A 20187-nucleotide genomic window follows, 5' to 3' on the forward strand; every position below is an offset into this window, starting at 1 on the left:
GTATAATTAAATTATAAACAAGTGCAAACGTTTTCGTAAAACGTTTGCCTAAATAAAATAAAGGAGATTTGAATGATGAAAGCTACATTCAAAAATGTCTTGTCTTTCGAGTTTTGGCAGAAATTCGGTAAGGCTTTGATGGTGGTTATCGCGGTTATGCCAGCCGCTGGATTGATGATTTCAATCGGTAAGTCACTTGCAATGATTGACCCAAACCTTGCTCCCCTAGTTATTACTGGTGGCGTACTAGAGCAAATTGGTTGGGGGGTTATCGGTAACCTTCATATTTTGTTTGCCCTCGCTATTGGAGGAAGCTGGGCTAAAGAGCGCGCTGGTGGTGCTTTCGCCGCTGGTCTTGCCTTCATCTTGATTAACCGTATCACTGGTACAATCTTTGGTGTATCAGGTGATATGTTGAAAAACCCTGAGGCTATGGTAACTACTTTCTTTGGTGGTTCAATCAAAGTTGCTGATTACTTTATCAGTGTTCTTGAAGCACCAGCCCTTAACATGGGTGTATTCGTAGGGATTATCTCAGGTTTTGTAGGGGCAACTGCCTATAACAAATACTACAACTACCGTAAACTTCCAGACGCACTTTCATTCTTTAATGGAAAACGTTTTGTACCGTTTGTTGTTATTCTTCGTTCAGCTATTGCAGCAATTGTACTTGCAGCTTTCTGGCCAGTAGTTCAAACAGGTATCAATAGCTTTGGTATCTGGATTGCCAACTCACAAGAAACTGCGCCAGTTCTCGCACCATTCTTGTATGGTACCTTGGAACGTTTGCTCTTGCCATTTGGTCTTCACCATATGTTGACTATCCCAATGAACTACACAGCTCTTGGTGGTACTTATGACATTTTAACTGGTGCAGCTAAAGGTACTCAAGTATTTGGTCAAGACCCACTATGGCTTGCATGGGTAACAGACCTTGTTAACCTTAAAGGTACAGATGCAAGTCACTACCAACAATTGTTAGATACTGTTCACCCAGCTCGTTTCAAAGTTGGACAAATGATCGGTTCATTCGGTATTTTGATGGGTGTGATCGTGGCTATCTACCGTAATGTCGATGCTGATAAGAAACATCAATATAAAGGTATGATGATTGCGACAGCTCTTGCAACATTCTTGACAGGGGTTACTGAACCAATCGAGTATATGTTCATGTTCATCGCAACACCGCTTTACCTTGTTTATGCAGTAGTTCAAGGTGCTGCCTTTGCTATGGCAGATATTGTTCACCTTCGTGTCCACTCATTCGGTTCAATTGAATTCTTGACTCGTACACCACTAGCAATTAATGCTGGTATTGGTATGGATATCGTTAACTTTATCTGGGTAACTGTTCTCTTTGCTGTAATCATGTACTTTATCGCAAACTTCATGATTCAAAAATTCAACTATGCAACCCCAGGACGTAACGGAAACTATGAAACTGCTGAAGGAGCTTCAGAAGGAGCTGCTTCAGGTGAAACAAAAGTTGCAGCTGCTTCTCAAGCTGTAAATATCATTAACCTTCTTGGTGGACGTGCAAACATCGTTGATGTGGATGCATGTATGACTCGTCTTCGTGTAACTGTTAAAGATGCAGATCGTGTTGGTACTGAGGAAGAATGGAAAGCTGAAGGGGCTATGGGACTTGTCATGAAAGGACAAGGTGTCCAAGCTATCTACGGACCAAAAGCTGACGTGTTGAAATCTGATATCCAAGATATCCTTGATTCAGGTGAAATCATTCCTGAAACTCTTCCAAGTCAAATGACAGAAGCTCAACAAAATACTGTACATTTCAAGGGTGTAACTGAGGAAGTTTACTCAGTAGCTGATGGTCAAGTCATTGCCTTGGAACAAGTGAAAGACCCAGTTTTTGCTCAAAAAATGATGGGTGACGGATTTGCGGTAGAACCAGCAAATGGAAATATCGTATCTCCAGTTACAGGTACTGTATCAAGTATCTTCCCTACAAAACATGCTCTTGGTCTTGTGACTGAAGCAGGTCTTGAAGTACTTGTTCACATCGGTTTAGATACTGTAAGCCTTGAAGGAAAACCATTCACAGTTCACGTAGCTGAAGGACAAAAGGTTGCTGCTGGTGATCTTCTTGTTACAGCTGACTTGGATGCTATCCGTGCAGCAGGTCGTGAAACTTCAACAGTGGTTGTCTTCACAAATGGAGATGTTCTCAAATCTGTTAAATTAGAACAAACTGGTTCTCTTGCAGCTAAAACAGCAGTTGCTAAAGTAGAATTGTAATATACTTGAGGTTGGAAGCTGTTTTCCAACCTCTTGTTTTAGGAGAAAAGCATGAAATTTTTAACACTCAATACCCACAGTTGGATGGAGAAGGAAGCAGAGGAAAAATTCCAGCTCTTGCTCCAGGATATTCTTGAAAAAGACTATGATTTGATTTGTTTCCAAGAAATCAATCAAGAAATTACTTCTCCAGAAGTGGAGGTTGATCATCTTTATCAAGCTTTACCAGCGGCAGAACCCATTCATCAAGACCACTATGTGAGACTTTTGGTTGAAAAGTTGGCTGAGAAGGAGAAGACCTACTACTGGACTTGGGCTTACAATCATATCGGCTATGACCGCTACCATGAAGGTGTGGCAATCTTATCTAAAACGCCTATTGAAGCCAGAGAGATTTTAGTTTCAGATGTGGATGATCCAACTGACTACCATACTCGCCGTGTCGCCTTGGCAGAGACAGAAGTTGAAGGGAAGGAGCTTGCTCTTGCAAGTGTCCATCTTTCTTGGTGGAATAAAGGTTTCCAGGAGGAATGGGCACGATTTGAGGCTGTGCTGAAAGATTTGAACAAACCTCTGATTTTAGCTGGTGATTTCAATAACCCAGCTGGTCAGGAAGGCTACCAAGCGATTCTAGCTAGTCCTCTAGAGTTACAAGATGCTTTTGAAGTTGCTAAAGAGAGAAGCGGTAGCTATACAGTTCCACCAGAAATTGATGGTTGGAAAGGCAATACCGAACCGCTTCGAATTGACTATGTCTTTACAACGAAAGAGTTAGAAGTAGAAAGCTTGCATGTAGTTTTTGATGGTCAGAATAGTCCGCAAGTCAGTGATCACTATGGTTTGAATGCGATTTTAAATTGGAAATAAGAACTTAGAGTGAAAGGGGAAAACCCTTTCATTTTTTCTGAAAGTTTAGTATTTTAAAAAGAAAAATGTACTAAAATTCTTTGTATATTTGCATATATATGAGTAAAAAAAGATAGATAATTTTTTAAAGATTCTGAGCCAAAAGAATCGATAAGAGCAAGCATTTATGGTAGAATAAAAGTTATAAAAGAAAAGGAGGACTGAAATGTTTTTTCAGGACAGAGAGATAAAATATTCAATTCGCAAATTGTCAGTTGCTACTGTATCACTTGCGATTGGATTTTTGTTTGCACCTGCGGCGCTTGGAGCCGCTCAAGTGGCTCAAGCTGATGAGCTTGTAGCTGCTGAACAAGTGGAGAATAAAGCAGAGAATCAGGTCTCGGTGGGCTCTTCTGCAACAGAGCAAGCAGAGCCTCAGAAAGAAAGCCAAGTTGCTTTGAAATCTACTGCATCTGAGGTAGCAGAGACAAGTCAAGCGACAGATTCGACTGCTTTTAAAAATGCTCAGCCAGCTACAGGCACAAGCCAGCCAGCTACAACCACTGCTCAACCAGCGTCAGCAAATGCTAGTCTAAACAAGAGCACTTTGGAGAACTACCTCAAAAACTTGCGCAGCAAGGACTTTTCAAGTAAGACAGACGATAGTCTAGAAATCTTGAATGGCGTAATGACAGCTGCCGATGGTGTGCTTCAAACTGCAACAAAGCAAGAAGAAATTGATAAAGTTTATCGCAATCTAGTGACTTTTGTCAATTCAGGTCTTCGTGATAAAAATCCGAAAGTCATCCCAGACAAGGATAAGACTCCTCATTCGGCACTTTATGAGTTTGAAAGTGCTACACCAGGAAAAACAACTCCGCTTGCTCTGAACTACTTGAAGCCAGAAGACACAAAAATCTACAAAAAGGGTGATAAAGTAAAGGCCATCCAGCCAACTGAAACAACTTATGTAGAGAATGATGGAAGTGGTAGATGGACCTTTAAGGGCTATGACTATGATAGTCAGGTGATTGACAAAGATGATGTTTACTTCACAGGTAAGTGGGAATATACACCAACACCATACAAGGCTACCTATAGAGCGGTTAATGGTTCACCTGGAAAAACTCCGCCACCTTATGTTGCAAACTGGAGTCCAGAAGATAAAAGAAGATTTGCTGAGGGTGAAGTAGTAAAAGCACAAGAATTTCACTGGGTTTTTTATACTTCAGAAGAATTTCCTAACCGAAAAGGTTACTGGGCTTTGACTGGCTTTGATGCTCCAAGTAAAGTGGTAAATAATGGTGATGTGGAGTTCGTAGGAACTTGGAAATACTTTGAGGATGTCATTGTATCCTACAAGGCTGTGAACGAGCAAGATTGGGAGAATTTTTATAAGTTACCAAGTAGTCCTAAGACCTCAAACTATGACAAATATAGATTACCTCTTCCTAAGGAGATAAAGGATCTAGAAAGCAAGCTATACGATTACAAGCTTTCTCTCAATCAGTTTGATCAACGCAATAAGTATTTACCTAAAGATATACTGGATACGCTAGCTGCTTTGTACCGCTACGATGAAGTTCAAGGCGTCTACAAACCCTTTTATGATGCAGAACATGAAGGGAATTGGACTTTCGAGGAAGATATAGTAGATTTAACCTTCAATCGTGAACTGGAGCGGGCGGCTACATATGGGGAATTGCCAAAAGTTACAATGCCATTGACGTTTACATTTAAACCAGTTCCTCGGAAACCGACCTATGAGTTTATCAGTGGAACGGCTGGCAAAGCACTACCTGCTGAGATCAATAATCTGAAGCCAGTATATGCACCAAGTGAATGGACATATATGGATAGGAAGACATATCCGAAAGGCAAGGATATAGTTCAGTCTGTTAAACCGCTTAATGATTCCTACTATGATGCAGCTAACGGTGGTACTTGGAACTTTTCGGGCTATGATTTTGATAAAAAACCAGTGAGCGACTGGGAGCACGATGGATGGAATCTCAAGTTCACAGGTACTTGGACATTTACACCAGGAACCTATCCAGAAAACTATAAGTTTGTCAGCAAAGACCCTAGCCTGTCTCTCCCAGAGGAAATCACGACCTATATTCCAAGCACTGGAAAAAACTATAGTAATGGCGATACTGTCCTTGCAACAGCTCCCCTGAAGACGACCTACATGGACTTTGAGAATAAAGGTACTTGGAAATTTGAAGGCTATGACGCTAATAGCAAGGTAGTTAATCAAGATAAAGTTCTCTTTACAGGCACTTGGTCCTTCACACCACACCGCGATAAGACAGTTTCCTTTGACTTTGTCAGTGATACTCCAGGGAAGACCATTCCTGATGATTTGAAGGCACAAATCCCTGCCCCTATCACGACTTCTCCATCAGATTATTCTGATAATGTCTATAATGAAATTCAATATCTCAGTTCATATGTCGATAATGAAAATGATGGTACATGGGTTCCTCAGCAGATTCCTCAGCGAAAGGAGGACGTTGAGAAACCAGCTGACGATGAGGATTCTACCTACACTGTTCATTGGAAATTTGAGCCGACCAAGCATAGTGTCTACTATGATTTCTATACAGATTCAAAAGATGATTCTGGTCAAACGATTTATCCGCCATCAACTTTGTATGATCTAATCACTTACGAAAGAGAATTTGTCAAGGGTGAAAAAGCTCGCGTTAAAATGCCATCTAAAACAAGATTTGAGGATCCTGATGGCCGAGGAACTTGGGTATTTGATGACTACTATGAAGATGATAATACGACTATTTCTCCACGTGTGAAAACAGTAGAGAACGCAGACGTTACCTTTAGAGGAAAATGGATCTTGGTTCCTACCGATCAGGCGGATAAGATCTACCGACTAGAGTATAAGTTTACTAACTCGACTCCTGCCTATCCTCTTCCAAGTAAGATTCGCGATATGCTTCCAGCTGGCACTGATTTCGTTGCACGAGCTGACGATTACAAAGATGCCAGCAAGCTTGACACATCTACAGTAACTGTTCCGACAGGTACATGGACCTTCCATGGTTTTGATGCGGATAAATACGGAAAAGCTATTGCAGGTACGCAAGTGAAGACTATCACAGGATCTTGGAGCTTTACGCCAAATGGTATAGACTATCAGTTCCAATCAACTAATCCTGATTTCGTATTACCAGATCATATCACCAAGTTGACTCCGAAAAACCCAATTGATTATAAGATGGGCGGTCTGTTCCTTACAGAAGTAGACGCTGAGCAACCAAGTGAAACGACTTATGTTGACAAAGCAAACAAGGTAACTTGGACATTTGCAGGATACGATAAAGAAAAAATCGTTGTAGCAAAAGGTAGACAGACTTTCCTTGGAAGCTGGGTGCCTACTCCAAATCCAGAATATGTATTCAAATCTTCTAAAGCAGGTGTTCCATTGCCACAAAGTATTTTGGGAATGCTTCCAAATGATGAGGCTTCTTATAAGGTTGGTGACACCATTGTAGCCAAACAACCTGATAAAGAATCAGTAGTTGAAGAAGAAAAAGATTATGTCTGGACCTTCAAAGGTTACGATCAGAAGAATGCGACGTATAATGGCAAGCGCGTGACATTCACAGGTATCTGGGAAGTAACGCCTAGACCGCATCATGTAAGCTATACTTTTGTAAGCATTACGGCTGGTGTTGATTTGCCTGAATTTATCCAGAAGAAAGCACCAAAAGATAGCTCAAGCTATTACAACACGCAAAAAGTTGTACCAGAAGAGCCGACAACAAAGACCTACACAGATAGTGTGAACGACGGCACATGGACCTTCAAGGGTTACGACGCAGCTAGCGCCGTTGTCAACAAGGCAGATGTAGAGTTTGTAGGTAAGTGGGCCTTCGAAGCCAACAAGTATCAAGCTACTTACCGCTTCGAGAGCGAGACAGCAGATAAAGCTCTTCCAACAGCCATCGCAGATTTGACACCAAGCGACAGTGCAACATATGTGAATGGTGATACTGTTTCCGCTCAGCAACCAGCACAAACGACTTACACAGATACTGTGAACGATGGCACTTGGACCTTCAAGGGTTACGACGCAGCTAGCGCCGTTGTCAACAAGGCAGATGTAAAGTTTGTAGGAAAATGGGTCTTTGAAGCCAACAAGTACCAAGCTACTTACAGCTTCGCAAGCGCCACAGCAGGTAAAGCACTTCCAGCAGCCATCACAGATTTGACACCAAGCGACAGTGCAACTTATGTGAATGGTAACTCTATTTCCGCTCAGCAACCATCTCAAACCACCTACACAGACCCAGTGAATGATGGCACATGGACCTTCAAGGGTTACGGCGCAGCTAGCGCCGTTGTCAACAAGGCTGATGTAGAGTTTGTAGGTAAATGGTCCTTCGAAGCCAACAAGTATCAAGCTACTTACAGCTTCGCAAGCGCAACATCAGGTAAGCAACTTCCAGCAGCCATCGCCGCATTGACCCCAAGCGACAGTGCAACTTATGAAAATGGTAATACTGTTTCCGCTAAGCAACCATCTCAAACCACATACGCAGATACTGTGAATGATGGCACTTGGACCTTCAAGGGCTATGACGCAGCTAGCGCCGTTGTCAACAAGGGTGATGTAGAGTTTGTAGGAAAATGGGCCTTTGTAGCTAACAAGTATCAAGCTACTTACAGCTTCGCAAGCGCAACGGCAGGTAAGCAACTTCCAGCAGGTATCGCAACACTGCTTCCAAGTGACAGTACAACTTATGAAAATGGTAATAGTGTTTCCGCTAAGCAACCATCTCAAATCACATACACAGATACTGTGAACGACGGCACATGGACCTTCAAGGGTTACGACGCAGCTAGCGCCGTTGTCAACAAGGCAGATGTAGAGTTTGTAGGTAAGTGGGCCTTTGTAGCTAACAAGTACCAAGCTACTTATCGCTTCGAGAGCGAAGGAACAAGTAAAGCACTTCCAGCAGCTATCACAGATTTGACCCCAAGCGACAGTGCAACATATGTGAATGGTGATTCTGTTTCCGCTCAACAACCAGCGCAAACGACCTACACAGATACTGTGAACGATGGCACTTGGACCTTCAAGGGTTATGACGCAGCTAGCGCCGTTGTCAACAAGGCTGATGTAGAGTTTGTAGGTAAGTGGTCCTTTGAAGCCAACAAGTACCAAGCTACTTACAGCTTTGCAAGCGCAACAGCAGGTAAGCAACTTCCAGCCGGTATCGCAACGCTGCTTCCAAGCGACAGTGCAACTTATGAAAATGGTAATACTGTTTCCGCTCAACAACCAGCGCAAACGACCTACACAGATACTGTGAACGATGGCACTTGGACCTTCAAAGGTTACGACACAGCTAGCGCCGTTGTCAACAAGGCTAATGTAGAGTTTGTAGGTAAGTGGACCTTTAAAGCCAACAAGTACCAAGCTACTTACAGCTTCGCAAGCGCAACAGCAGGTAAGCAACTTCCAGCAGCCATCGTCGCATGGACCCCAAGCGACAGTGCAACTTATGAAAATGGTAATACTGTTTCCGCTCAACAACCGGCGCAAACCACATACACAGATACTGTGAATGATGGTACATGGATCTTCAAGGGTTACGACACAGCTAGCGCCGTTGTCAACAAGGCTGATGTAGAGTTTGTAGGTAAGTGGACCTTTGAAGCCAACAAGTACCAAGCTACTTATCGCTTCGAGAGCGCCACAGCAGGTAAGCAACTTCCAGCAGGTATCGCAACGCTGCTTCCAAGCGACAGTGCAACATATGTGAATGGTGATTCTGTTTCAGCTCAGCAACCATCTCAAACCACCTACACAGATACTGTGAATGATGGCACTTGGACCTTCAAGGGTTATGACACAGCTAGCGCCGTTGTCAACAAGGCTGATGTAGAGTTTGTAGGTAAATGGGAATTCAAGGCGAATCCGACAAATGCGGAAACTTTTACGCCTCAGGTAACGGAAGAAACTATCAAGGTTGGTCAAACACCTGACTTGACCGATAATGTGACGAACTTGCCAAGCCTTCCAGCTGGCACTAAGGTAGTTGATATCACACCTGCGGGTCAAATAGATACTACAAAACCAGGTACTTATAGCGGTACAGTTCGTGTTGATTATCCAGATGGTTCTTCTGCTGAAGTTTCTGTACCAGTTAATGTTTTGCCTGCACCGGTAACTGAAACCTATAAAGTGACTTACCGCTTCGAAAGTGCCACGGTAGACAGCAACCTGCCAGCAGAAGTATTGAGCTTACTTCCGCAAAGTGGAACATATACGACAAGTACTTCTGCAGCAATTACTTTTGTTCCAGAAGCACCGATGCCTGTAGAAGTTGCTGTTGCAAATGGTACATGGACGTTCCTAGGTTATCAAGAAGTGGAAGAGGGAGCAAATCTAACCTTCGTCGGTAAATGGGCCTTTGAAGCTAAGCAAGCTCCTAGTTCGCAACCGGCACCAGCGCCGCAACCGCAACCGCAGCCACAACCGGAACCAGCGCCGCAACCGCAACCGCAGCCACAACCGGAACCAGCACCACAGCCGGCACCAGCGCCGCAGCCGCAACCGCAGCCACAACCGGAACCACAACCACAACCAGTTCCGCAACCACAGCCAGCACCAGCACCGCAGCCACAACCGCAGCCACAACCGCAGCCACAGCCGGAGCCAGCACCGCAACCACAACCACAACCAGTTCCGCAACCACAGCCGGCACCTCAACCAAATCCAGTTCCACCAGTGAATCCAGGAGAAGAGCAGGGGGCTGATAATAATCAGGCAAATAGACTTCAACCAAGAAAACCTGAAGAGAATCCACCAGTTCAAAGTCCAGCAGGAGAAAAGGTAAAACAAGCTACATTGCCAAATACAGGTAGCACTGCACCGCTTTCACTCATTGGACTAATGACAAGCTCTCTTCTTGCAGGTCTAGGAGCACTACTTTTTGGTCGCAAGCGGAAAGATGATTAAGTACTGATTTTATCTAGAGTATATCGACTTTTATAAGATTATTAAGCAGGTAGTTGACTGTTTGACAAATCGATCTGAGTCACAAGCTTTGAGGCTGAGAGAAGACTAATTTGGTCTTCTCTTTTTCTCTTTTTGTATTTTTGTTAGAAATCAAATGTTTAATTTCAAGTCTAAGAGTGGTATTTGGAGAAATTGAGAGCCTTGTGATAGGCCAGAGGAGTTGGACTACTGAAAATGTTCAAAATATGGTATAATGGTTAGATGAATAGAATCGAGGATAATATGTCATTTACGAAATTTCAGTTAAAAAACTATATAGAAAAGGCTTTGGAGGAGTTGAATTTTACAACTCCTACCGAAGTTCAGGAAAAGTTAATTCCCATTGTCTTGGCAGGTCGTGATTTGGTCGGTGAGTCAAAAACAGGTTCAGGAAAGACCCACACTTTTTTGCTCCCCATTTTCCAGCAATTGGATGAAAAAAGTGATAGTGTGCAAGCGGTCATTACTGCTCCAAGTCGTGAGTTAGCTACTCAAATCTATCAAGCGGCTCGTCAGATTGCAGCCCACTCAGATGTCGAAGTCCGTGTGGTCAACTATGTTGGTGGTACGGACAAGGCTCGTCAGATTGATAAGCTCGCGAGCAATCAGCCCCACATTGTCATCGGGACTCCAGGTCGTATCTATGACCTGGTCAAATCTGGTGATTTGGCTATTCACAAGGCCAAGACCTTTGTTGTCGATGAAGCCGATATGACCTTGGATATGGGGTTCTTGGAGACAGTCGATAAAATTGCAGGAAGTCTTCCTAAGGACTTGCAATTCATGGTCTTTTCAGCAACTATTCCACAGAAGTTGCAACCGTTCCTGAAAAAATACTTGTCAAATCCTGTTATGGAAAAAATCAAAACAAAAACAGTCATCTCTGATACCATTGATAACTGGTTGATTTCGACCAAGGGACGCGACAAGAATGCTCAGATTTATGAATTGACTCAGGTCATGCAACCTTATCTGGCTATGATTTTTGTAAATACCAAAACGCGTGCGGATGAATTGCATACATACCTAACAGCTCAAGGTTTAAAAGTAGCTAAGATTCATGGGGATATTGCTCCTCGTGAACGTAAGCGGATCATGAATCAGGTGAAAAATCTCGATTTTGAGTACATTGTCGCAACGGACTTAGCAGCGCGTGGAATTGACATTGAAGGTGTCAGTCATGTCATTAATGACGCGATTCCGCAGGACTTATCTTTCTTTGTACACCGTGTTGGACGGACTGGACGTAATGGTCTACCTGGTACAGCTATTACCCTTTACCAGCCAAGTGATGACTCGGATATCCGTGAGTTGGAAAAATTAGGAATCAAGTTTATTCCTAAGATGGTCAAAGACGGAGAGTTCCAAGATACCTACGATCGTGATCGTCGTGCCAACCGTGAAAAGAAGCAGGATAAACTTGATATTGAAATGATTGGCTTGGTTAAAAAGAAAAAGAAAAAAATCAAACCAGGCTATAAGAAGAAGATTCAATGGGCGGTGGATGAAAAACGTCGCAAAACCAAGCGTGCTGAAAATCGTGCACGTGGTCGTGCCGAGCGTAAAGCCAAACGCCAAACATTTTAAGGACAAAATTGGAGCTGTATGGCTCCTTTTTCTAACTTCGTTTTATGAATTTTCAAAAATACTGCAAAAAAAAATAAAAAGTGGTATAATGATAAGGTTATATAGTCCCGATAAGATGGTAGAAATTTCTATCAGTACTTTGTAACTCTATAACAATATTTTTTAAGGGGGGACATTTTTATGTCAGAACGTAAATTATTCACGTCTGAATCTGTATCTGAGGGGCATCCAGATAAGATTGCAGACCAAATTTCAGATGCGATTTTGGATGCTATTTTAGCAAAGGATCCAGAGGCGCACGTTGCTGCTGAGACAGCTGTATACACTGGTTCTGTCCACGTTTTTGGTGAAATTTCTACAAATGCCTATGTGGATATTAACCGCGTGGTTCGTGATACCATTGCAGAGATTGGTTATACGAATGCAGAATATGGTTTTTCTGCGGAAACAGTTGGAGTTCATCCGTCACTTGTTGAGCAGTCACCAGATATTGCTCAAGGGGTTAACGAAGCCTTGGAGGTTCGTGGAAATGCAGATCAAGATCCGCTTGACTTGATTGGAGCGGGTGACCAAGGTCTCATGTTTGGATTTGCAGTGGATGAGACAGAGGAACTCATGCCATTGCCAATTTCACTTAGTCACAAACTGGTTCGTCGTTTGGCAGAACTTCGCAAGTCTGGTGAAATCAGCTATCTCCGTCCAGATGCCAAATCACAAGTTACAGTTGAGTATGATGAAAATGATCGTCCAGTACGTGTGGACACAGTCGTTATTTCAACTCAGCACGACCCAGAAGTCAGCAATGAACAAATTCACAATGATGTGATTAACAAGGTTATCAAAGAGGTTATCCCAGCCTCTTACTTGGATGAGCAAACAAAATTCTTCATCAATCCGACTGGTCGTTTTGTAATCGGAGGACCTCAAGGAGACTCAGGTTTGACTGGTCGTAAGATCATCGTGGATACGTATGGTGGCTACTCTCGTCATGGTGGTGGTGCCTTCTCTGGTAAGGATGCAACTAAGGTGGACCGTTCAGCTTCTTATGCAGCTCGCTATATTGCCAAGAATATCGTTGCAGCAGGTCTTGCTAAGAAGGCAGAAGTGCAATTGGCTTACGCTATCGGTGTTGCGCAGCCAGTTTCTGTTCGTATCGATACTTTTGGTACAGGAACAGCAGCTGAAAGCAAGCTTGAAAAAGCAGCGCGTCAAATCTTTGACCTTCGCCCAGCAGGAATTATCCAAATGCTAGACCTCAAACGTCCAATTTACCGTCAAACAGCGGCTTATGGACACATGGGACGTACAGATATTGACCTTCCGTGGGAACGTTTGGATAAGGTAGATGCTTTGAAAGAAGCTGTGAAATAAAATTAAAAGATTGGTAGGAACTACTAATCTTTTTTGCAAAAGAAAACCAGCTTTTGGCTGGCTTTCTTATTTTGTAGGAATAGAAATTTCAATCAATTTATCAGAGTAGAGGGTCTTGATATTGGCTTCATCGATCTTATCTTTATCGATTTTGCGTTTCATGAAGAAATCTTGGATGGTTTCGATTTCTGGTTCACGAATAGCGCGGTGTTTGTTGGAAATGAGGATTTCATAGTGAAGCGGGGCTTGTGTGAAAATCACATCTGTGTTTCCAGCAGAATAGACCTCAACAAGGGTCGCGTCAGTACTTTCTAATTGGCTTTTAACAAGTTGCGAGTGTGAATTAGTCGTGTTGATAAGCTTCATAATAGTTCCTCCGATTTTCTAACTCTATTATAGCACTTTTTGGATAAAATCGTGTATTTTAGTCAATTCCATACTGGATTTTCCAAGCTTCAATTCCCCATTTGTGGCTACCCCGTTTGAGTTTTTCTATTGCCTCGTCAATAGGAAACCAAGCAATATGATTAAAATCTTCCAATGGTTTTTGTACTTCTTGGAAAGAAGTAGCTTCATAGAGATAAGCTGGGTTGTAGTAGTAGGTATCACGGTGACGAGAGTAGAAATACTCATCAGCTTGTCCGTAATAGCTTCCGATTTCAGCAGTAAAGCCTAGTTCCTCGATGAGTTCTCTCTTCAGCGCTTCTTGCTGGTTTTCTCCTGCTTCAATCTCTCCACCTGGTAAGAACCAAGCACCATTGGGAGCTTGAACTAGAACGATTTGTTTTTTTTCAGGATCAGGAATAACTACGTAAACGCCATAGCGGTGCTGGTAGGTCACATTCTCTTGTTTTTCACCAAAAGTTGGGTTTGCCATTGAACTTTCCTCGTTCTTTAGTATCTTTATTATTATCATAATGGACGAGGGGCAAGCTGTCAAGAATTTACAGTTATTTTAGTAAAAAAGGTGCAGAAATTGATAGACTTTCTGCACCTGTTAGATCGTTTTATTCTTCTTTTTCAGAAGCAATCTCTTCTGTTTTTTCAGTTTTTTTGGCAGATTTGATTTGAATCTTGCCATTACTTGTCATAACTGCCTTGAGGTCTTTCTCACTTGGGTTTTCAAGGTAGTAATCGGTGATAGCATCCTCGATATGGTCTTGAATGGTACGACGGAGTGGGCGAGCCCCCATTTTTGGATCATAACCTAGGTCAACCAACTTTTCCTTGACTTTGTCAGTTACATCGAGATGGATGTTGTTGCTAGAGAGGCGTTTGTTAACATCTGCTAGCATGAGTTCGACGATTTGGAGGAGGTTGTCCTTGCTGAGAGCTTTGAACTCGATGATGCCGTCAAAACGGTTCATAAACTCTGGACTAAAGAAGTTGCCGAGTTCACCGAGAACAGAGTTGGTTCGACCTTCACGAGCAGCTCCAAAACCAACGCTGGCTTCGGCCTTACCAGTCCCAGCATTTGAAGTCATGATAATGATGGCATCTTTGAAGCTAACAGTCCGTCCTTGCCCATCTGTCAAACGACCATCGTCCAAGACTTGAAGGAACATGTGCATGACATCAGGGTGAGCTTTTTCCACTTCATCGAGAAGGATGAGAGAATAGGGATTACGACGCACTTTTTCTGTTAATTGCCCTGCTTCATCGTAGCCTACATAGCCTGGAGGGGCTCCGACCAATTTAGCAACGCTGTGTTTTTCCATGTATTCACTCATATCAAAGCGAATCATGCTATCAGCTGAACCAAAAAGTTCAATGGCTAGTTGTTTGGAAAGTTCTGTCTTACCGACACCAGTTGGTCCGACAAAGAGGAAACTTCCGATTGGACGGTTGGGAGTACCAAGTCCAACACGATTACGACGGATGGCTTTGGCAATCTTGTCGACAGCCTCGTCTTGTCCGATAACATGGGCCTTTAGGTCTTCTGCTAGATGGATGAGTTGAGACTGTTCTTTTTCTTTTAGTTCTCCAACAGGGATATTGGTTTTCTGCTCGATGATGTGTTCAATCGTTTTCTCGCTAATGATTGGAGTATCCTGATCGGTCACCTTGTTTTTTTGCATTTCCTTGTACTTGGCAATCTGATCACGGAAGTAGGCAGCTTTTTCAAAGTCTTCCTCTCGTGTAGCTTGGGCCTTGAGATTCTCAGCCTCAATTAAACGCTGGTCGATCACTTTGGGATCCACAAAGTTAAGAGTCAGATTCATCTTTGAACCGGCTTCATCCAAGAGGTCAATAGCCTTGTCAGGTAAGAAGCGGTCTTGGATATAGCGATTGGAAAGATTTGCAGCAGCTTCTATAGCCGCATCAGTATACTTGACGTGATGGTAGTCTTCGTATTTCTTTTGAATCCCTTTGAGAATAGTTATGGTTTCTTCGACAGTTGGTTCATCTACCTTGACAGGCTGCATACGGCGCTCTAGGGCAGCATCTTTTTCAATGATACGGTATTCATTGAGAGTAGTAGCACCGACCATTTGCAATTCACCACGGGCAAGGGCTGGTTTGAGGATATTTCCTGCATCCATATTGCCATCGCCCGCAGATCCTGCACCAACAATTTCATGGATTTCGTCGATAAAGAGTATAATGTCCTCGCGTTTGCGAATTTCTTCCATGAGCTTTTGCATACGTTCTTCAAATTGGCCTCGAATCCCTGTTCCTTGGACTAGACTGACCACATCCAGACGGATGACTTGCTTGCCTTGGAGTTTATGGGGAACATCACCATCGACAATTTTTTGAGCTAGACCTTCAACAACGGCTGTTTTACCCACACCTGGTTCTCCGATGAGGACAGGATTGTTTTTGGTTCGACGGTTGAGGATTTCGATAACACGGATAATCTCCTCATCTCGACCGATAACAGGGTCAATATCTCCTCTACGAGCAATCTCAGTAATGTTGATACCATATTCCTCTAGGAGCCCTCTTTCTTGGCTAGGAGGTGTTTGAAGTGGACCACGGTTTTGAGGTCCGTATCCCCCATCGCCCCCATATCCTCCACCTGATTGAGTTGGGGGAACGTTATTTGAAGAAACCCTGAAATTATTCAAATCATTGAAAAAGTCTCCAAAAGGATCAAAGTCTCGATTGTTTAGGTCAGTCATTCCTTTAAAGAGGGTATTATTTGGATCTGTTTTGATAATTTTATAGCAATTTTGACAGAGATCAATTTGCTTTTGCTGTCCATTGATATTGGTATACAGATGAATTGTTGAGTCGTTAATTTTACAGTTTTGACAGAGCATACATCTACCTCATTTCATTCTTATTCTTGGCTTAATAAAAAGGTCAAAAATAGTCAAAGTTTTATACTCTCATTATAGCATGATTAAGGTGTAAAGCAAGTAAAAAGATTGGCCTAGGGAGATTTCGAGAGAAGTTCTTTATGAAAATCTCTGCCGCTGATAATAAGAAAAAATCCTATTTGCAGGGACAAAAAGGATTCTCATTCATCAGTCAGGTTTCCCTGCTGTTATTCTATTAGTAAAGGAGTTCGTAGATCTCCATTGCAATCAAGTCAATGCTATCAAAGGTATAGGTTTCACGTGCTTCAACATCGCGAAGGGTGAAGAGTGATCCATTTTCTTCGTCATAGCTGTAAGCAACTTCTGCAACAACAACTCCTTCACGTTCAAAATTACGTTTTAGATTTCCGCCATCTTTTGTCATAGCTTCTAGGCGGTTGATGATTCTAACCAAATGTGATTCCATTATGATTCTCCTCCATTTCTTATCGTTACTATTTTACCATAAACAACGGGTACTTGACTAGAAAAAACTAAGATTTCTTGCTATTTCTCTATCTCTTGGCAATATTTTTTCTAAATAATAGAAAGGATTGGATTTGAGATCGAATCATGATATAATTATTCATGACTACATTTAAAAAATGGCCTATTTTTCTTTTTATCCAACTCCTTGCCTCGTTTTTTGAAGATAGCCAGTTGCCAAAATATGGTAAATTTGAGCGCTTCTTGAAAAATAGAATGAAGAGGGTTGCGAAGTTTTATACCAATAAGGAGTAGCTAATGGCATCTAGTAAAGAATATTTGACTTATATTTTAGACCAACTATCTGAATTAGAAGATATTACTTATCATCCTATGATGGGAGAGTATATCCTATATTATCGTGAGAAGGTTATTGGTGGAATCTATGATAATCGTTTGTTACTAAAGCCTGTGAAGGTGGTTATGGATCAACTGGGACAGACTAGGCTTGAACGTCCTTATGAAGGAGCCAAGGAGATGATTTTACTAGAAGACCTTGAAGATAAGTCATTTCTAGCGAGACTAATCAAGGATATGTATGAATTCTTACCGGCTCCAAAAGTTAAAAAGAAAGCATGACAGATTTACCTAATGTAAATAGGTATAAAAGCTAGATAGGGGCTTTTTCTTATAGTCTCAGACTATAAGGTCCATTAGTCAAGAAGTGTTAGAATGACAAGGTATTTTTTGATATAATAGAGTATATTTGATAGAAAAGAGAAGAAATATGGCACAGATTATTGATGGGAAGGCTCTTGCAGCTAAGTTACAAGGACAGTTGGCTGAAAATACTGCCAAACTAAAAGAAGAAACAGGTCTAGTTCCAGGATTGGTGGTGATTTTGGTCGGGGACAATCCAGCCAGCCAAGTCTACGTCCGTAACAAGGAACGTTCAGCTCTTGCGGCTGGTTTCCGTAGTGAAGTTGTGCGAGTTCCAGAAACTATAACACAAGAAGAATTGTTGGACTTGATCGCCAGATACAATCAAGATCCAGCTTGGCATGGGATTTTGGTCCAGTTGCCTTTACCTAAACATATTGACGAAGAGGCAGTATTATTAGCCATTGACCCAGAAAAGGATGTGGATGGTTTCCATCCTCTAAATATGGGCCGCCTTTGGTCTGGGCACCCAGTTATGATTCCCTCAACACCTGCTGGGATTATGGAGATGTTTCATGAATATGGGATTGAGTTGGAAGGTAAAAATGCGGTTGTTATTGGTCGTTCGAATATTGTTGGGAAACCGATGGCTCAACTTCTTTTAGACAAGAATGCTACTGTTACTTTAACTCATTCCCGTACAAAAGATTTAGCTCAAGTAGCATCGCAAGCGGATATTCTTGTTGTAGCTATCGGTCGCGCCAAGTTTGTGACTGCTGACTTTGTCAAGCCAGGTGCAGTTGTCATTGATGTAGGGATGAACCGAGATGAAAACGGTAAGCTCTGTGGAGATGTTGACTATGATGCTGTTGTACCACTTGCCAGTCATATCACACCAGTACCTGGTGGAGTTGGTCCTATGACCATTACCATGCTAATGGAACAAACCTATGAAGCAGCGCTTCGTACACTAAACAAGGACTAAGAAAATGAAATTCGTATTTGATCTGGATGGGACGCTGTCTTTTGACTATATGACTATAGATGAAGAGATTAAACAGGTTCTTTTAAAGGCTGAAGATTATGGGCATGAGGTTGTCTTTGCCTCAGCTCGCTCTTATCGGGATTGTTTGGGCTTATTAGGTAGCGATCTCAGTCAGCGTTTGGTTATAGGTTTGAATGGTGGCGTAGCCTATTATCTGGGGAAAGCTATCTATGAAAGAAATCTCGATGCTAGAGTTTATCAGGCGCTAGTGGATTATTGCCAGACCTATAATCTTCCTTTCTTTGCAGATGATTGCTTTGACTATAGTGGTCAGATCGTGGAGAAGATTCCATTTATCTCTAGCGTGGATCCCCTAAAGGTAGCTCGTCATCAGAAACTCGAGGACTTGGGTACTCCGATTAAGGTAGTCGTTTATATGGGAGAGCATGAGGATTTGCTTGATGACCTGCTTGGTCAGTTAGAAAGACTGGGGCAGGCTCATCTGTCCTATCATGCCCATGAAAAGTGCCTTTATGTCAACCCCTGGGATACCCATAAGGCGACAACTGTTGAAAAGTTGTGTGGAGAGAACTTCATTGCTTTTGGAAATGACCAAAATGATATTGAACTGTTTAAAACATCTCTCTATTCTGTTCAGATAGGAGATTTTGCTGGCCTTAGTCCATATGCAGATGAAACGTTAGAGCTAAAAGGAGAACCTTCTCCAGCAGTGGCAGCTAAAATCTTACAGACCTTTGCGGAATTTAAGGGAAAATAGATAGAAGGAGGTTTACCCCTCCTTTTTGTTGTATAATAAAGTGAGGTGATTAGATGATTTTAAAAATTTATAATGGAGAATATAGTTTGCAATGGGATGGAATATATCACTTAGCACTAATTGATTATCCAAATATTCAAGAGTGGGAATTAGAAAAAATTGCTAAATTTATAGCTTACGAAAAACTTCATAAACGTCAAACAAGTATCGAGTGTGCTGATTCTTGTTTAAAAAAAGAGATTTTAGATTACATCTGTCAGCATCCCTTTCTGCCACCATTTACCCCTACAGATAAAAGAGTAGCTTCGACTTATGATCTACATAAGAGGTTAGTGACTTCAGACTACTGTAGTCATACTACGACAATAGATGCAGCGATTTCTATTTTTAAAACAGGTCAGCTGTTATCTGCTGTGAAAGCCTTTGGTCGAGATGCTGAGGAGTTGGTTTTGGATAGTCGAAATGCTGCATCTGATCCGAAAGATTATTTTGACTATGTCATGTTGGGATGGTCAAATACAAGTTCTGGTTATCGATTGGCGATGGAGCGTTTATTAGGTCGAGCTCCTTTAGAGAAAGAATTACAAGATAAGTTTATTCCTGGAGTAAGTTTTCATTTTATCTATACAGATTTGATTAAAGTTCCTGGTTATATTTTTGATGGTTACCATGTTGCAAAAATTAAGGACATGCTTAATTTATTAAGTGAGTTGTATATTTGCATTATTCCAACTCATAATAAGTGCCAATTTGAAAATATTATTCCAAGTCGATTACTAGATAGGGTGTATTATCTTGACCATGATGGAGAAGGTTTGGAAGAGTGGACTAAAAAAGTGTATCGGATTGTCTTAAAACAATCAGGTAAAGGATAGTTGAGGAAAAAACGATGAAAGTGATTGCAATTTTAGGTGCATTTTGATATATTTAATATATAAAA

At 42.0% G+C, this 20187-nt stretch carries 13 protein-coding genes; 9 read left to right on the plus strand and 4 right to left on the minus strand.

Translation table 11 applies throughout. The features are described 5' to 3' along the window. Positions 1 to 72 precede the first annotated feature (72 nt). The 5 genes from FGK98_RS03265 to metK all read left to right on the plus strand — a co-directional run bounded on the left by FGK98_RS03265 (position 73) and on the right by metK (position 13093). Positions 73 to 2259, plus strand: coding sequence for a PTS transporter subunit IIBC (locus FGK98_RS03265; protein ID WP_138100001.1), 2187 nt, complete (start codon positions 73 to 75; stop codon positions 2257 to 2259). A 51-nt stretch (positions 2260 to 2310) separates the two neighbouring features. Continuing rightward, a complete protein-coding gene (locus tag FGK98_RS03270; RefSeq protein ID WP_138100002.1) occupies positions 2311 to 3126 on the plus strand; it encodes an endonuclease/exonuclease/phosphatase family protein in 816 nt (271 codons plus the stop codon). A gap of 205 nt (positions 3127 to 3331) precedes the next feature. After that, complete coding sequence (locus FGK98_RS03275; protein WP_138100003.1) at positions 3332 to 10096, plus strand: SHIRT domain-containing protein; 6765 nt, start codon at positions 3332 to 3334, stop codon at positions 10094 to 10096. A 282-nt stretch (positions 10097 to 10378) separates the two neighbouring features. Continuing rightward, the gene (locus FGK98_RS03280) at positions 10379 to 11722 is read left to right on the plus strand and encodes a DEAD/DEAH box helicase (protein ID WP_138101025.1); all 1344 of its coding nucleotides are present in this window, start codon (positions 10379 to 10381) and stop codon (positions 11720 to 11722) included. Between the two features lie 180 nt (positions 11723 to 11902). Continuing rightward, positions 11903 to 13093, plus strand: a complete 1191-nt coding sequence (gene metK, locus FGK98_RS03285) for a methionine adenosyltransferase (RefSeq protein WP_138100004.1) — start codon at positions 11903 to 11905, stop codon at positions 13091 to 13093. A 66-nt stretch (positions 13094 to 13159) separates the two neighbouring features. Here metK and FGK98_RS03290 read toward each other — a convergent pair whose 3' ends face one another. The 4 genes from FGK98_RS03290 to FGK98_RS03305 form a co-directional block, all read right to left on the minus strand. Further along, on the minus strand, positions 13160 to 13459 hold the full coding sequence (locus FGK98_RS03290; protein WP_000767190.1) for a DUF1827 family protein: 300 nt from the start codon (positions 13457 to 13459) through the stop codon (positions 13160 to 13162). Between the two features lie 58 nt (positions 13460 to 13517). Next, a complete protein-coding gene (locus FGK98_RS03295; RefSeq protein ID WP_138100005.1) occupies positions 13518 to 13970 on the minus strand; it encodes an NUDIX hydrolase in 453 nt (150 codons plus the stop codon). Positions 13971 to 14100: 130 nt separating this feature from the next. Further along, positions 14101 to 16359 carry an ATP-dependent Clp protease ATP-binding subunit gene (locus FGK98_RS03300; protein ID WP_138100006.1) on the minus strand — a complete coding sequence of 753 codons (2259 nt, stop codon included), beginning with the start codon at positions 16357 to 16359 and terminating at the stop codon, positions 14101 to 14103. A 235-nt stretch (positions 16360 to 16594) separates the two neighbouring features. Next, a complete protein-coding gene (locus FGK98_RS03305; RefSeq protein WP_000443579.1) occupies positions 16595 to 16825 on the minus strand; it encodes a DUF1797 family protein in 231 nt (76 codons plus the stop codon). A gap of 317 nt (positions 16826 to 17142) precedes the next feature. On the opposite strand from FGK98_RS03305, the gene FGK98_RS03310 reads away from it, so the two are divergent. The 4 genes from FGK98_RS03310 to FGK98_RS03325 all read left to right on the plus strand — a co-directional run bounded on the left by FGK98_RS03310 (position 17143) and on the right by FGK98_RS03325 (position 20122). Next, on the plus strand, positions 17143 to 17463 hold the full coding sequence (locus tag FGK98_RS03310) for a TfoX/Sxy family protein (RefSeq protein ID WP_138100007.1): 321 nt from the start codon (positions 17143 to 17145) through the stop codon (positions 17461 to 17463). Between the two features lie 148 nt (positions 17464 to 17611). Continuing rightward, complete coding sequence (locus tag FGK98_RS03315; protein ID WP_171011107.1) at positions 17612 to 18469, plus strand: bifunctional methylenetetrahydrofolate dehydrogenase/methenyltetrahydrofolate cyclohydrolase; 858 nt, start codon at positions 17612 to 17614, stop codon at positions 18467 to 18469. 4 nt (positions 18470 to 18473) lie between these two features. Continuing rightward, positions 18474 to 19247, plus strand: coding sequence for an HAD hydrolase family protein (locus FGK98_RS03320; protein ID WP_138100009.1), 774 nt, complete (start codon positions 18474 to 18476; stop codon positions 19245 to 19247). 53 nt (positions 19248 to 19300) lie between these two features. Then, the gene (locus tag FGK98_RS03325) at positions 19301 to 20122 is read left to right on the plus strand and encodes a phosphate ABC transporter ATPase (protein WP_138100010.1); all 822 of its coding nucleotides are present in this window, start codon (positions 19301 to 19303) and stop codon (positions 20120 to 20122) included. The last annotated feature ends 65 nt before the right edge of the window (positions 20123 to 20187 follow it).

The organism is Streptococcus australis, assembly GCF_901543175.1.
Taxonomy (GTDB): Bacteria; Bacillota; Bacilli; order Lactobacillales; family Streptococcaceae; genus Streptococcus; species Streptococcus australis_A.

Excerpts from the sequence above, each read along its gene's own strand:
- FGK98_RS03275 (WP_138100003.1), top strand. The coding sequence starts at position 3,332 with ATGTTTTTTCAGGACAGAGAGATAAAATATTCAATTCGCAAATTGTCA.
- FGK98_RS03310 (WP_138100007.1), top strand. The coding sequence starts at position 17,143 with ATGGCATCTAGTAAAGAATATTTGACTTATATTTTAGACCAACTATCT.
- FGK98_RS03265 (WP_138100001.1), top strand. The coding sequence starts at position 73 with ATGATGAAAGCTACATTCAAAAATGTCTTGTCTTTCGAGTTTTGGCAG.
- FGK98_RS03295 (WP_138100005.1), bottom strand. The coding sequence starts at position 13,970 with ATGGCAAACCCAACTTTTGGTGAAAAACAAGAGAATGTGACCTACCAG.
- FGK98_RS03290 (WP_000767190.1), bottom strand. The coding sequence starts at position 13,459 with ATGAAGCTTATCAACACGACTAATTCACACTCGCAACTTGTTAAAAGC.
- FGK98_RS03320 (WP_138100009.1), top strand. The coding sequence starts at position 18,474 with ATGAAATTCGTATTTGATCTGGATGGGACGCTGTCTTTTGACTATATG.
- FGK98_RS03315 (WP_171011107.1), top strand. The coding sequence starts at position 17,612 with ATGGCACAGATTATTGATGGGAAGGCTCTTGCAGCTAAGTTACAAGGA.
- FGK98_RS03270 (WP_138100002.1), top strand. The coding sequence starts at position 2,311 with ATGAAATTTTTAACACTCAATACCCACAGTTGGATGGAGAAGGAAGCA.
- FGK98_RS03280 (WP_138101025.1), top strand. The coding sequence starts at position 10,379 with ATGTCATTTACGAAATTTCAGTTAAAAAACTATATAGAAAAGGCTTTG.
- FGK98_RS03300 (WP_138100006.1), bottom strand. The coding sequence starts at position 16,359 with ATGCTCTGTCAAAACTGTAAAATTAACGACTCAACAATTCATCTGTAT.
- FGK98_RS03305 (WP_000443579.1), bottom strand. The coding sequence starts at position 16,825 with ATGGAATCACATTTGGTTAGAATCATCAACCGCCTAGAAGCTATGACA.
- metK (WP_138100004.1), top strand. The coding sequence starts at position 11,903 with ATGTCAGAACGTAAATTATTCACGTCTGAATCTGTATCTGAGGGGCAT.
- FGK98_RS03325 (WP_138100010.1), top strand. The coding sequence starts at position 19,301 with ATGATTTTAAAAATTTATAATGGAGAATATAGTTTGCAATGGGATGGA.